Raw genomic sequence first — 15,779 nt, 5'->3', positions numbered from 1 at the left:
TTTTGTTTGGGGTAAATATCCGAACCCGTAAGAAAAATATTACAACAAGTCAATGAATTGTGGAAATACGCACTTCAGGTAAGCGCAGAAGAAATGCGAGACATTAAACCACAGAGCTATGAAGAGATAAATCCCGAGAGTATAACTGAAACAATGAAGAAATAAATATTAAAGTATTGGTAAAAAAAAGATTGATAAAAATGTACGCGCTAAACTGACAAGAGTAGAAAACTTGGTCTGAACAATTAGGAAATATGAAGCATACGAAAAGCAAATGAACAGTCGCAACAGTTGTTTAAAAAACCGACCCTGATGCGAGTATTTATGCGAATGAAAGAAGACCGCATGCAAAACGGACAACTAAAAGCTGCTTACAACTGGCAAATAAGTACAAACAATCAAATAGTGGTCAATTACAGCATTCATCAAACACCCGGAGACACTTCAACATTTGTTGAACATATAGAGAATCCATATAAACGCCAATATCGTGAATATCTATTCAATCACAGCTGATGCAGGTGCCATAGGAGTCATGAGAATTACAAATATACGAGAAGACAATAATATCGAAGCCTATATCAAATACAATTATTTTCATAAGAGCAGAAAAGCAAATTAGCAGAAAGACATCAACAAGTCCGACAATCTATATTACAACGAAGAACAGGACTGTTACTATTGCCAATGGGTCAAGCGATGGAAAATATCGGAGAGAAAGAAAAAATAACTTTGAACGGATACAAACAAATAGTTAGCCGATATAGAGCCAAAAACTGCGTCGGTTGCTCGCTGCGAGCGGCTTGTCACGAAAGACTGACAATCGAACAGTAAAGGAAATAAACAAAGAAGCAAAACGACTAAGAGAGCAAGCAAAATCCCGACTGATGAGTCATGAAGGTGTGAAAAAACGAAAACGACGACCAATTGAACCGGAAGCGGTTTTTGGCAATATCAAACACAACAAACAATTTAGAAGATTACACTGAGAGGCAAAGAAAAAGTAGAAATCGAAGTTGGACTATTGGCTCTAGCCCACAATCTGAGCAAATTTGTAGCTTAAAATAGCAAAATATCTCACTTTCCCATCCAAAATTGCCTCAAATTAGCATCAAAACATACCAAAAAATGGAATAATACTCATTTCTAGTCAATTATTAAATTTAGAATACTTATTATAACAATTAGTCCCATTTTATCACCTTATTGAAAGCCAAAGAGGCTGCCCTTGTGAGACAGCCTCCTATTCATATTTAAGCACTTCGTGCTTTGGCAAATGTGCAATAAGAATCCTGAAAGGATTTAATATGAATAACCCCGTATGAAATGCGGGGAAAAAGCAAAAACCTAAACACAACCGCGAAGCGGTTGAATATCAGCTTCCACCCACTAATTCCCCCCTACCTCAAAATCACCTTTTCAAAATAATAGTTTTCGCCTGATTGGACAATCAATAAATATAGACCTGTCGGGATATTTTCCACGTTGATTGAGGCTTTTTCGTGGATTGCACCTGCACTTAGTTCTTGCTCAAAAACTGTGACCCCGAGTAAATTTTGCAATTTAATTTTCGCTCCGGACATGGGAACCAAGAAATCCACGTACAACAAGGATTCCGCAGGATTGGGATAAACTTTCATCTGCGAAGGGCTCATTTGCTCTATCACAGAATTTGGGCTATCACTAAATTTCACTAAAAAGGCATCTCTTTCACCACCAATGATGCTTTGATGCGAACCTACTGTTGCTATAGCGTCTTTTGAACTTGTATTACCGACAAGATAAATATTACCCAAGTCGTCTTTTTTTACTGAAACGCCACCATCACCACCACTTCCCCCATAATAAGTACCCCATTGTCTAATACCGTTATTGTTAAATTTTACTAAAAAGGCATCTCCGTAATGTTCTCCTCCACCTCCATAAATACTCTGATGAGATCCAGAGGTTGATATTGTGTTATTTGAACGCGTCTCACCAGTGAGGTAAATATTCCCAGAGCCGTCTATAGTTACAGACGTACCCACATCATCACTACTTCCCCCATAATAGGTACCCCATTGTCTTACTCCGTTGCTATTAAATTTTACTAAAAACGCATCATATAAACCACCGAGAGTACTTTGATGCGAACCTTCAGTTGCTATCGCAGTAGGTGATTTTGTCTTTCCAGCAAGATAAACATTACCTGAGATGTCAGTTGAGACTGAATTGCCTACATCAATTTTCCTGCCTCCATAATAAGTACCCCACTGACGAACACCGTTTGAATTGAACTTTACTAAAAAGGCATCAAAGCCGCCGCCATCCATGCTTTGATGCGATTCATAAGTTGATATCCCTATTCCTGACCCTGTATATCCCGTAATGTAAACATTACCTGAGATGTCCGTGATAACATCTTGACCATCATCACCACCATCACCACCATAATAAGTACCCCATAGTCGTAAACCATTATTGGTAAACTTAACAAGAAAAGCATTATAACTACCACCAAGCGAGCTTTGGTGAGAATTATCTGTTGCTATAGCATCGCCTGAAGATGTATTCCCTACAAGTAAAACATTACCAGCCAAATCAGTTGTCACCGATTCCACAGCCTCAGAACCAGTCCCACCATAATAAGTACCCCACTGTCTTTCCCCACTACTATTAAACTTTACTAAAAATGCATCTTTAGCAAGACCAATAGAGCTTTGATGCGAACCTACTGTTGAGATGGCTTCTTCTGAAAGGGTTTCCCCAGCAAGGTAAACGTCGCCTAAACCGTCTGTGGCTACTGACATGCCGAAATCTGTATTATTACCTCCATAAAAAGTCCCCCATTGTCGGATTCCACTATTGTTAAACTTAACTAGAAAGGCATCCCAACTACCACCAATAGTTCTTTGATGCGACCCTTGAGTTGCAATGGAGTTATTCGACCAAGTATAACCTGCAATAAAAACATTACCAAACACATCCACAGCTATTGAACGACCTTCATCATTACCGAATCCACCATAATATGTTCCCCAGAGGCGTGTGGGTGGGTCTATGATTAGGGCTTTAGTAATATCGTAGTTTGCAAGGGCGAATGAAATTGAGTTGTCGCTGTTTTTTGTATATTGGGAAATGGGACTTTGGGTGTTGGATTTAAAATCTCTCGAATTTAAGTATTTTGCCAAATTATTGGGTTGGTATGCAATCGGAGCTTTTTGTTCGATGCTGCCGAATGGGGTTTCTACGCGCAAATCGCCTGTAGCTGTGATTGCAACATCTGTAGCACCTTCAAAAGCAAAATTTATCAAATCGGGATTTGCTCCGGGCTTGACCACAAAGTCATACTGCACCAAACCCGTATTATTCGCATAAACCACGAAATCAATATCGGGATAAATATCAATAAGCTTGACTGTTCTGAATTTTCGCACATTCGTGATTCCGTCCGGACAATGAGCGTGATAATAATTATTATAATCTTCGGTCATTTCAAAAGTTTCAATTTTCGGGCTGAAATTTGAGCTTTTGAGCCGCATATCTACACGGTAAATATCCACGGGGATTGGCTCAGCATCAAATCTTTCAAGCTCATCGAATCTATCTCTTGAGAGCAATCGTTCGCTGTGCTTGCTCATTGCAACTTCATCATATTTGACAAAGGAGTAACTGATACCATCCCGACGGATAGTTATCGTTCCGTAAGGCACTTCTGCAATAAATAGCACATTGTGATTGACATTGCCGTGTTGGTCGGCTATCTGCCCTTTATTTTCGATAAATTCAATCTTGCGAGCACTCTCAGAAATTAGATTTTTTGCACTAAAATTATTTCCAAATATTGGATACAAATTCGCGATCAAAATTACCAGAGCTAAAGTTATTATCTTCATATTTCTCTCCAAATGAAACTCTTCTAATTTACAAAATAAGATTTTGCAAAATATAAAAAAAATGTGATTAAATGGTAGATTTTGGTAAGAATTTCGTTATTCATCCGATGACTTGGATTCATCGGATGAATCATCGTTTAACAAATTTACCACACTTGGAATCTGGGAGTCATCGGATGAATTAATCAAATAAATGCTCCACACTTGGGAGAATTTTTCTATTCATCCGATGACTTGGATTCATCGGATGAATTATCGTTTAACAAATTTACCACACTTGGAAGCTTGGAGTCATCGGATGAATTAATCAAATAAATGCTCCACACTTGGGAGAATTTTGCTATTCATCCGATGACTTGGAGTTAACAGATGAATTATCTATAACAAATGCGCCACACTTGGAAGCTTGGAGTCATCGGATGAATTAATCAAATAAATGCTCCACACTTGGGAGAATTTTTCTATTCATCCGATGACTTGGAGTTAAGGATGAATCATCACTAACAAATATGCCACACTTGGAAGCTTGGAGTCATCGGATGAATTAATCATTACACAAAAAATGGCTGCTCGTTATGAGCAGCCATTTTTGTATCTTAATATACTTAGTAAAATCTATTAATTTTCGGGATATATCAATGTATCGTTGCTTAAAACATAGATTTGGTAGCCTTGTCCGATTTGCATGAACTCAATCAAATCAATTTCAAACTCCGGATAATAAATATTACCCAAATTGTCCTTTGCGATAACCAAATTGTCATCATCTGTGATTGAAGCGAGAGCATCTACTATAGCCATTTGCGAATCACGCAAATATGATATGATGTTCCAACCCGATACTAATGGTATTCCGTTGTTTTCAGGTTCAACTTTCATACCTGTGATTTCGAGAGTTTCAGCTTGTGTCATGAATACTTGGTAGCCTTCATTAATATTCCAATTGCCAATGTCGTTGATTTCAAATTCAGGGTAATATACTTGACCTGCATTGTTCTTGGCAATAACTATAGAGCTTTTAATATCGTTCATGATTGCATCAAAATCCACATTGGCGGGTATAATATAGGTAGAAATCATGTTCCAACCGCTTGATAAACTGATATTGTGTGTAAATTCTGATTGATCTTCAGTTGTAAATGTGGATGGGGTAGAATAAACTACATCGCCACTTTCAGTTTCGGCACCAACTCGCCACCAATATTCAGTTAACATGCTCAAACTATTGGTGAATGTGTAGGATGTATCTGAATGATTATTTACATTCAATACTAAATTAATGAAATCCTTATCAGTGCTGACTTCAATTGTATATAAAGTAGGGCAAGTTGCCGAAGCATTCCAAGTCAATTCCGGCATCAAAGCCACACCGATAGCTTCGTTAGCAGGAGCCACCAAAGTTGGCTTAACACTATTAATTGTAATATTTGTTCCATTATCATCGCTTTCAAATTCCGGCATATCGGCAACAACTCTTATTCGATACATGCTTCCCGCAGTTGCTTCACCGGGTATGTACGCTGTTAAAAAAGTTCCTGAGCTTTGCCCAAATGTGGTTCCTATTTCAGTTGGAATTGCAAAATCGCCTGTTTCATCGGATAATTCTGCGGTAAAAGTATTATCTTTGTTGAAAAGTCCGGCAACATCAAATGCGATTTCAACATTTTCACCTTGGCAGAATGTGGTAGCAGTCAAATCTATGCTTGAAATTACTGCGGGGGATGAGGATTCTCTCGATTTGTAAACACCGCCACCAAATGATGCTAAATAAACAAGACTTTCTTCATCAAGAGCAGTGCCGTTAATAGCATCAAAAGATAAACCACTTGATATGTTGCTCCAATTTGTACCACCATCTACCGAACGATAGATAGAAACATCATAGTCGCTTGCTATCATAGTACCCTTTGCATCAATAAGAATTGTGCTGATTGGAGACCCACTAAAAGCAACCTGTACCCAAGTATTACCGCCATCGGTAGAGGAAAAAAGTCCGTCCACATCCGACCCTGCCCATAATTTGCCATCATTATCTTGGGTAATGTACCAAACCAAATCTCCTTCAAATCCTATACTTTCCCAATTTGCTCCACCATTTGTACTTCTATGTACATCATCAAAAAATGTTGAGACATAGAGATTGTCGTCTTCATCAATGAATAAATACCAAAATACAAAGCCGGGGTCCCAAACCGAAACCCATGTATCACCATCATCGGTTGAGGAAAAAATTCCGTCAGATTCAGTACCGATGAAAATCTTGTCATTCTGGTCAAATGCAATCGAAGTTATCCAAATACCCTCGTCAAAAATATTTTCCCAAGTATTTCCTCCGTCAGTGGAACGGTAGATGCCTTCTTGGTCGGTACAAGCAAATACAACATCATTGGAATTGACTGCGATTCGCCAAACTATCTGAGGTTCTGTCAGTATATGTACCCACGTCGTACCTTTATCAGTTGAGCGATACAGACCGTTTCCGGCAGTTCCTGCAAACAAGTTCCCTTGAGAATCAAAGGCAACTGTATAAACAAACTCATAGTCACCACCACCATCTTTTGGTCCGGTAGTTTGTTCCCAGAAATCTTGAGCAAATGCTACATTGCCGAGATTAAAAGCTACAATAGTTATACAAAACAACAAAATACGTCTAATTGAGCACATAGTGACTCCCTAAATATTAATATACATCATTTTTTCTTAGTTATAGCAAATTTGCCGAAAAAGGATTTATCATTTCCGGATATTGAATACAGATACACACCCGATGCTAACGAATTATCAGCTAAATCAATCCGGAACCCGGTATATCCGTTACTCCGGCTTGGTTCAATATTTTTATCAACAACAACCATGTAATTTGGGTCGTATATCATTATGTTATATTTCAAATTATTTGCAATTAGCAGTGGAACTGCAATAAAAAAATCATCAACTGTTAAATCAACCGGATTTGGCAAAACAAAGGATTCCTCAGGGTAGCGGGCACCGTCATTGACAAAGACAGCGCTTATAATATCGCCCTTATCGGCATCTATTTTGTATTTGAAAATGCTGTATGGAATTTGACTTTCTTCGTTTTTGTTAATTTTCAGTTTGAATTCACTTAACTCATCTGTTACTTTCATTGGCTGAATTTTGCCAATAATGAAATCAAAATGAGTTATCCCTTTGTCGCTACCGCTTAAATTGTTTACTCGAATTGGCATAAATTGATAGGGTTGGAGCAATTCAACAATTTCAAAAATATCAGAAGTCATGTTCTCGCTTAGATTTATTGTCAACCGCGGAAACCTTGCTGCTTCGGCAAAGTAAGTGTCGCCGATAGACCGTGTATTAGTATGATAAATCCATGATAAAAAATCTGTCCATACATCATTGTAATCAAGATTGTTGGTTTCAATGGAGCTATAAAGAGCTTCAAAAGGAGCCTGCTCTTCGAGTATGAATTTCCAAAAATCCCGAATTAGGTCGGGTGAGTATGCTTCTGATAAATATTTGAAAAAAACATTCCACCGATAACCTGTTTGGGCATTATTTGCTTCCGAAAGAGGAAACGATTCTAAGCTTTTGAACAAATCCCCAATATAAGCTAAATAGTTGTTCAATTCGGGGTAAAGTTCACTTTCGAGCCATGTGCTGCTCATCTCCATAAATGCAATGCCATCATCATCCGGATAGCCATATCCAAATTGAATTGCATGGTGTAATTCATGTACTGAAGTGATTTTAACGGCATTAATCCCGCTTATGGCATAAGCCGGAATTTTATTGCCATTAGCCACTTTTATAGAATCAAATGGACTGTAATCGTTATCAATATATATTGATGAAGTATGTCGCGGGTGTTTGAGTGGTGGATTAATGTCTAATTCAGCTTCCGTATAACCGTAAATTGCATAATCTTCGGCAACAAGATTGACTATGTGAATATCATAGCGGTCATCACCACCAAATCCGCTGTCCGGCGGAGGTGGATTATAGCCCAATTGATTAACTAAAAATTCGTAGGCAACATCGAAATAAAATGCCACCGAATCAACATAATCCGGTACACCGTTTTGGTTCATATCGGTTAAATCAACTTTGTTTACGCCGACCGTATCGAAATGAATAACAAAATATCCCGCTTGCGAAGGGAATTTGCTTTGCATTGGAATTCTGAAATCTTCTTGAAGCCTGTCCGAATGAAGTTTCTTAGCTTTACGATTTTTCAATAATTCAATAGTCTGACATTTATAATGTCCGTGCGAACAGCACTCATCTTGAGCATATAAAACGCCCGAAAATGGGTAAATAAGCAATACGGCTATTATAAATTGCCCCAAAAAACTCATTTAGCTAATACCCCGTTAGAGCCACCATCCTTCTCGGCATCGGCTTGGTTAGTACGAATATATCTCAAATTGTCCGAATCTATTATGCTTTCGTAACCTTCTTGTTCGATTTTGGCAAAAGTGGGCTTTTCAAATATATTTTCGAAATGCTTCCAAATCGAATAAAGCATTGCACCGCTATAACTTTCGTTAGTCACAACTTCGGCTGGACCGACTGAGCCTTTGAAAGTGTTTTTTTCTATGAATGTATCGTGATTGTCACTTTTAAGAAAAATTGCAGTTTTATTGCCCTCAAAAACATTGCCCGATAGAATACAAGACCCTTCGAGGCTTGACATCACTATACCGTAGCCAGCATTATCTTCAATGATATTATTGGAGATACGTGTAAAATCTGCAAATGCTAAAGTTTGTTCTGAACCTACATAAATTGCGGCATATTCAGCACCGGAAATTGTATTGGGGCTTTTGTCGCCAATATGATTGTCTTGAATGTATTGGTTATCCGTGAAAACCATGATTCCTATGCCACCTGCTTTTGGATTGTCCTTTTCGACTGCAGGAAAGCCCTTTAGCGTATTGCCACTAATTCTCAAAGATTGATTTTGGTTGAAAATCATTCCATAATTGCAATTTTCAATTATGTTACGCTCAATCCGTGCATCTTTCAGACCTGCAGTAAATGCAAAAGCAGCGCCACCTTTGACGCCAAGTTCATCAATATTGCCACCGATGAAATTCTTAACTGTAAGATTGGAAATGCGTACAGTTTCAGCCTTAATCAAAAATGCGGCATTATTGTTGGAACCTTTGACGCCACTACCATCAATGATTGGATTGTTGTCCCCATTAATGGAAAGTGATTCGAGCTCTTTTGGGATTACAACAGATTCATTGTAAGTTAATTGCTTGCCTTTGTGATTGCCAACAATTACCACGACATCACCGCGTTTAGCTTTGGCTAATGCGGCGGCAATCGTATTGAAAGGCGTTGTCTGAGTTCCGCTTGCTTCAGGTGATTCGATTCCCTTGTTTACATATATCGTTTCGCCAAATAGATTGACGGCAATGAAAATCATCAATACCGAAAAAACTGTCATTTTTGTCATTATTCTTTATGCTCCTAAGTTCAAATATCATATAACGTTTTATTAGGCAAATCGAAACAAACTATTTCTGTTTACCAAAATATTTCATCTTCAAATTTAAAGAATTTTTGACAAATATTGAAAATATCAAAAATGTTTGCAATCGAATTTTGATTTGTAGCTTGTGAAATTTTATCGTATTTGATAAAAAACGTAACAATTACTTTATAATCTGCGTATTTAGTGTTAATTTTGAAAAAAGGTATTAACAATATTTAGGTTATTTAGATGAAATCCATTAATTTTTTAAGAGTACTATTTGTACTATTTTGCATTTCGGCTGTTTCTCTTTATTCTCAACCCACTCAAACATATGAGTTAAAATCAGCAGTTGATTCAAAAGGCTACAAGTACGAATACGTCACAAACGACCCTTTGAAAGTAAGAATATATACGCTGAACAACGGTTTGAAGATTTACTTGAAGCAAAATTTTGACGAACCACGCATTCAGACTTATATTGCAGTCAAAGCCGGCTCAACTTATGACCCGCATGAAACAACAGGGTTGGCGCATTATCTGGAACACATGATGTTCAAAGGTTCGCATAAAATCGGGACTAGCGATTGGGAAAAAGAAAGTAAATATATTCAAGAACTCTCCGACCTGTTTGAAAAACATCGCAACACAAACGATGCTGCCGAGAAAGCAAGTATTTACAAGCTAATTGATAGTGTATCGCAAGTCGCAGCCCAATATGCAGTACCGAGTGAATATGACAAACTAATCAGCGGTCTGGGCGCAAAGGGTACAAATGCCTACACAAGCAGTGAAAGAACTGTTTATATCAATGATATTCCGGCAAATGAGTTGGAACGTTGGTTGATGATTGAAAGCGAAAGATTCAGCAGCTTAGTGCTTCGACTTTTCCATACAGAATTAGAAACCGTTTACGAAGAATTCAATATGTACCAAGACCGTGACGAAACGCGCGCTTACAATCAATTGAGTGCGAGTTTGTTCCCAACTCACCCTTATGGTACACAAACCGTCATTGGCGACCCCGAACATCTCAAAAACCCGTCAATGGTCAATATTCATAACTATTGGAATACTTACTATGTGCCGAATAATATGGCTGTTTGTATGGCTGGGGATTTGAATTTCGAAGAAACTGTGGCTTTGATTGATAAATATTTCGGCAAAAGCAAACGCAGTGACGTTCCGAAAATTGAGCATCCGAAAGAAGAGCCGATTGAGCACCCGATTCGTCATGATGTTTTCGGTCCAAACAGCGAATTTGTTACACTTGCTTTCAGAACCGGTGGCGTCAATAGCCCGGACAAACATGTTATGGACATGATGGGACAAATTTTGTACAACAGGCAAGCAGGGTTGATAGACTTAAACCTAATTCAAAAGCAACAAGTGCTGACTGCGGCGGCATATGCCTCACAATATAATGATTATGGAATGTTGTATTTTTATGGCGAACCACGCGAAGGGCAAGCACTTGAAAGTGTCGCTGATTTGATGCTTGGCGAACTTGAAAATATAAAAAATGGTGACTTCGATGAAGATTTGCTCGAAGCGATTGTCAATAGATTGAAATTAAACCGAATCAGAAGCGAGGAATCTAATCGTATTGCTCATACTTTCGTTGGTGTTTTCACTTCAAATGACGATTGGGTCGAGTATTGCAAATATATTGACGCAATGTCGCAAATTACAAAAGAGGATGTTATAAGATACGCTTCTGAAAATTTTGGCGAAAACTACGTAGCAGTATTTAAACGAATAGGTAAAGATGAAAACATTGTCAAGGTTGACAAACCTCAGATAACTGCTATCAATATGAATCGTGACAGCAAATCAGAATTTTTCACCGAATTAATGAAATTTGAAACACCGCGACTATCGCCGGTATTCATCAGTTACAAAGATTCGATTAAAACGATTGAAATTTCGAACGGCATTAAGTTAAATCATATCAAAAACCATACAAACGAGCTTTTCTCATTGTATTATGTGCTCGATATGGGGTCGGAGCATGATTTGAAATTCCCTCTTGCTGTAGATTATCTACCATATATTGGCACCGACAAATACTCTCCAGAAGATTTAAGCAAAGAATTTTTCCGCCTTGGTATCAGCATGGGAGTTTCCTCCGGCAAAGACCAGCTCTACATTTATATCTCAGGACTTGAAAGCAACTTTGAACCGGGACTTGCTCTTTTAGAGCATATTTTGGCTAATGCCAAGCCCGACCAAACGATTTATAATAACTATGTCGCAGATATTTTGAAATCCAGAAGCGACGCAAAGCTCGAACAAGGCAATATTTTGTGGGGCGGATTGATGAATTTCGGGATTTACGGTCAAAACAATCCTTTCACACGTATAATCTCTGAAAATGACTTAAGAAACATCAACCCTGAGGAATTGACCGATATTATTAAAGGACTGAGTTCATACAAGCATTACGGCTATTATTATGGCAAGGACTTGTCCAATGCAAAGAATTTGGTCGAAAAATATCACAAAACCCCCAAAACTTTGAAAGATTACCCCAAACAGGTTCAATTTGCCGAGCAAGACTTCAAAAAAAGCGAAGTCTATTTTGTGCATTTCGATATGGTCCAAACAAACATTTTAATGGTATCTAAAGACCGTAAATTTGACAAAACAACAATGGCTGAATCGAGACTTTTCAATGAATATTTCGGTAGCGGATTGTCATCAGTCGTATTCCAAGAACTACGCGAATCACGTGCATTGGGATATTCGGCATTTGCGGCTTACACTCAACCTGCCGAAGCTCACAAGCCACACTTAGTTTATGCATATTTGGGCACTCAACCGGACAAATTAAGCATCGCTACTGATGCTTTCCTTGATTTGCTTAATGAAATGCCCAAAGCGGAAAAGCAATTCGAACTTTCGAAAACAGGCATGATGAAGAAAATCGAATCCGAAAGAATCACAAAATCAAGCATATTTTGGAATTACAGAAGCAACAAAAAGCTCGGTTTTGAGCACGACACCCGTAAGGACGTTTACGACAGAATCAACGGTATTTCAATAAGTGACCTTGATAAATTCTTCAATTCACGTATCAAAGGCAAGAAATTCACTTACCTTTTAATCGGCAATCGCGACAAAATTGATTTTGATTTGCTCAAACAATTTGGCGAAGTTAAAGAACTAACTTTAGAAGAAATTTTCAATTATTAGTCAAAACCCAAAGACTTCCGAAGTCTAAAATACTCCAAAGATGAAGACTTCGGAAGTCTAAATTTTTAAAGTATATGAATATAATAAGCATCTTGAAGTTGATTACAAAGACTTCGGAAGTCTAAGTAAAAATATGTTAAAAGCTCAATCGTTCAAGACTTTGGAAGTGATTTTAAATATGAAATTATAGATTGTAAAAAAAATGAGTTTGAGAGTATGATTATGGATATTCAGACAAGAAAAATATTGTTTGTCAAAAAATTTTTAGACATAAGCAATGAAAAGATTATATCCAAACTCGAAAAAATTCTTAAAAATGAAATTGAGTTCAAGCCGGAACTCAATCCAAAAACTTCAGAGGAGATGAAAAGGAGGATTTCACAATCTTTAAATGATGCCGATACCGGAAGATTGATTGAACAAAGTAATTTAGAACTCGAAATTGAAAAATGGGACTAAAAATTAAGTAATTTATTTTTCTCATTTTCCTCTTCATTAAAACTTTCCACCTACAAATTCTTAATCTAATAGGCGTATCCTTCTTCCAATTTTATACTTCACGAATAAAATTCTTAGTCCTGCAACATTTTATTGATATATACGTAACAATATATAGGAATACGTGCATTGATAATGTTAAAGATGGAGCAATAAAGTGAATAATATAAATAATAAAAGAGTTGTAATAATAGGTGCCGGATTTGGTGGATTGCAAGTAGCAAAGTCTTTGAATAAAAAGAATATTGATGTCACTCTGATTGACCGCAATAATCACCATTTGTTTCAGCCATTACTATATCAGGTCGCAAGTTCTGCACTTTCACCGGGTGAAATTGCGGCGCCTATCCGTTCGATTTTCAGATATTCACCAAACATCAAAGTAATCATGAACGAGGCTGTTTCGATTGATACCTACACACAAACAGTCAAACTTAATGAAGGTGCTGTCAGTTATGACTATCTCGTTTTGGCGCCCGGCTCACGTCATTCATATTTCGGTAATAATCAATGGGAGAAATTCGCTCCCGGTTTGAAAGAAATCACAGACGCGTTGAAGATACGTGAGAATCTGATTGAGTCATTTGAAAGAGCTGAGATGAGCACTTCGCGTCACGACAAGCAAAAAAATCTAACATTTGTTATAGTTGGAGGTGGTCCCACAGGCGTAGAAATGGCGGGTGCCATTGTCGAAATTGCTCGGAGAACTCTATTACCGGATTACCCATTGATTGCAGAAGAAGAAATAAAGGTAATACTTGTCGATGCTTCATCACAATTGTTGGGTGCCTATCCTGATGCACTTTCTGATTATACGAAAGTTGCACTCGAAAAGATGGGTGTCGAAGTCAGATTGAATACACGCGTAAACGATATTTCCGAAAATATTGTGAATACAAATAATGGCACAATCGAAGCTGTAAATGTGATATGGGCAGCAGGTAACGAAGCCTCGCCGCTAATAAAATGTTTGGATACCCCAATGAACAAGATGGGTAGTGCAATAGTAGATAAGTATATGAATATTCCCGGAAACGAGAACGTTTTCGTGATTGGAGATGCGGCTTTTTGTACTGATGAGCATGGCAAAGAAGTCCCGGGAATTGCCCCTGCTGCAATTCAACAAGCCAAATTTGTCGCCGATGTCATTTTACATGGCAAATCGAAGCATTTCAAATACCGTGATAAGGGCATGATGGCAACAATCGGGAAAGCAAAAGCAGTATCGGTCATTGGTAAATTTCATTCAAAAGGCATGATCGCGTGGTTGCTTTGGTCATTTATACATATCTTCTTTTTGATTGACTTCCGAAATCGTTTGTTTGTGATGTCGGAATGGATTTGGTTTTACTTGAGCAATAATTCGGGTGCAAGATTGATTGTGAACGGCAAAAGAAAAAGTAAGGAGAATCTTTCAAATAGAAAGGTTGAATGTTGAAATTTAAAAAAATCATACAAACTTCAATTTGATTTTGACCACGACAGTGTCTTTACGCAGTTCAAATTTGCAATCGTCAAAATCCGGGACGCTCAAAAAGATTGTAGGATTATTAGATAACCCGAAGCCTTCCTTCGGATAACCGATAAAGTTTCGATTCATACGTTTGTTTTCGTCTTCGTCGTGATGAACAGTAAGAGCATAAGTGCCATACGGAATGTTTTCATAAACAATTGTGGCACGCAAATTTTCAACTTTTACTATTCGTTTATGTAACGCATTTGAAGATTTTGTGGGGAAATATTCTGCTAAATGCTCTGAATATAAGTGCGAGAATACAATTCCTTTTTCATTGCCAAAACCTTCAACTTCAACAATGATTGTTCCTGTCTTTGGAGAATCTGCAAACAATGCAATTGCATATACAAACGTTATAAGGATTAATGTTTTTGTTTTCATAAAATTAGTCAAACTTAAATATATTCATTATAAATTTTATAGAACATATGAAAATTAACGTCCAATCAAAGTTCATTATTGCAGCAATAGTAGTTGTCATGTTAAATTTCACAGAATCTAAAACAAACATTGATAGTTTGTTAACAGTTGTTGAATCCAAACCGAAATCCGAACAAATTCCTTATATCAACTCATTAGTTGGCAATCTATCTACATTATCAGCAAACGATAAAGATAAGTTGTACGAAGTATTATTCCAAAAAGCATATGAAAGCGGCGAGAAATACAGCATCGCAAGAGCATTGAGCAACTACGGCTATCATTTGACATTTACTGACCAATACCATGAAGCTATTGATACAATTTTAAAAGCTCAACAAATATTTCATCAATTAAATCGCAACATTGAGGAAGCCTTTTCGTATTCGCAATTAGCTTTAGCATATCAAAGACTTTCGAATTTTGAAAAAGCAATCGAAAACAACCTAAAAATCAACACAATTATCTCCAAAGATACTATTCTAAGCTATTTAAAGAATATAAATAATTTTCAGGGCATGGAAAAAGATTCAATTTCACGAATTGTCCGTATCTATGCAATCATGCTTACAGATTTCGGGCTTCTGCATTACGAACTCAAAGATATGCCATCGGCGCGTGAGAAATTCGATGAGTGTCTGACTATCGCAAGATTGCAAAATGACGCAAATCGAATTGCAAGTTCATTGTCCAATTTAGCTATGGTTGAGCGAGATGAGCAAAATCTCGACTTAGCCACAGATTTATACTTAGAAGCCCTCGAAAATGCAGTAAAAACCGGAAATAAGAGTTATGAAGCAAGTATAGTAAA

General features: G+C 37.5%; 10 protein-coding genes. 5 read left to right on the top strand and 5 right to left on the bottom strand.

Annotated elements, in window-relative coordinates:
• Positions 1 to 324 precede the first annotated feature (324 nt).
• Positions 325 to 516 carry a hypothetical protein gene (locus M9949_11610; GenBank protein ID MCO5252048.1) on the top strand — a complete coding sequence of 64 codons (192 nt, stop codon included), beginning with the start codon at positions 325 to 327 and terminating at the stop codon, positions 514 to 516.
• 884 nt (positions 517 to 1,400) lie between these two features.
• Here M9949_11610 and M9949_11605 read toward each other — a convergent pair.
• The 4 genes from M9949_11605 to M9949_11590 form a co-directional block, all read right to left on the bottom strand.
• Positions 1,401 to 3,875, bottom strand: a complete 2,475-nt coding sequence (locus M9949_11605) for an SBBP repeat-containing protein (protein MCO5252047.1) — start codon at positions 3,873 to 3,875, stop codon at positions 1,401 to 1,403.
• 618 nt (positions 3,876 to 4,493) lie between these two features.
• The gene (locus M9949_11600; GenBank protein MCO5252046.1) at positions 4,494 to 6,539 is read right to left on the bottom strand and encodes a hypothetical protein; all 2,046 of its coding nucleotides are present in this window, start codon (positions 6,537 to 6,539) and stop codon (positions 4,494 to 4,496) included.
• A gap of 26 nt (positions 6,540 to 6,565) precedes the next feature.
• The gene (locus tag M9949_11595) at positions 6,566 to 8,212 is read right to left on the bottom strand and encodes a DUF6055 domain-containing protein (GenBank protein MCO5252045.1); all 1,647 of its coding nucleotides are present in this window, start codon (positions 8,210 to 8,212) and stop codon (positions 6,566 to 6,568) included.
• Positions 8,209 to 9,321, bottom strand: coding sequence for a right-handed parallel beta-helix repeat-containing protein (locus M9949_11590; protein ID MCO5252044.1), 1,113 nt, complete (start codon positions 9,319 to 9,321; stop codon positions 8,209 to 8,211). The genes M9949_11595 and M9949_11590 overlap by 4 nt, the downstream gene beginning before the upstream one ends.
• Before the next feature lie 267 nt (positions 9,322 to 9,588).
• Between M9949_11590 and M9949_11585 the strand changes: the two genes are divergently transcribed.
• The 3 genes from M9949_11585 to M9949_11575 all read left to right on the top strand — a co-directional run bounded on the left by M9949_11585 (position 9,589) and on the right by M9949_11575 (position 14,470).
• Entirely contained in the window at positions 9,589 to 12,534 is a 2,946-nt protein-coding gene (locus M9949_11585; GenBank protein ID MCO5252043.1) for an insulinase family protein, read from the top strand.
• Positions 12,535 to 12,756: 222 nt separating this feature from the next.
• The gene (locus M9949_11580; protein ID MCO5252042.1) at positions 12,757 to 12,993 is read left to right on the top strand and encodes a hypothetical protein; all 237 of its coding nucleotides are present in this window, start codon (positions 12,757 to 12,759) and stop codon (positions 12,991 to 12,993) included.
• Positions 12,994 to 13,189: 196 nt separating this feature from the next.
• On the top strand, positions 13,190 to 14,470 hold the full coding sequence (locus M9949_11575; protein MCO5252041.1) for an NAD(P)/FAD-dependent oxidoreductase: 1,281 nt from the start codon (positions 13,190 to 13,192) through the stop codon (positions 14,468 to 14,470).
• Positions 14,471 to 14,482: 12 nt separating this feature from the next.
• Here the strand turns inward: M9949_11575 and M9949_11570 are convergent, their stop codons facing one another.
• Positions 14,483 to 14,929: a DUF2141 domain-containing protein gene (locus M9949_11570; protein ID MCO5252040.1), complete on the bottom strand. Its 447-nt coding sequence runs from the start codon at positions 14,927 to 14,929 to the stop codon at positions 14,483 to 14,485.
• 98 nt (positions 14,930 to 15,027) lie between these two features.
• Between M9949_11570 and M9949_11565 the strand changes: the two genes are divergently transcribed.
• A partial coding sequence (locus tag M9949_11565; GenBank protein ID MCO5252039.1) for a tetratricopeptide repeat protein occupies positions 15,028 to 15,779 on the top strand: 752 nt, incomplete at its 3' end.

The sequence above is a fragment of the Candidatus Kapaibacterium sp. genome, from assembly GCA_023957315.1.
Lineage (GTDB): Bacteria > Bacteroidota > Ignavibacteria > Kapaibacteriales > UBA2268 > PGYU01.
Note: the sequence above shows the minus strand (reverse complement) of the source record. Positions and strands in the feature narration are given on the sequence as shown.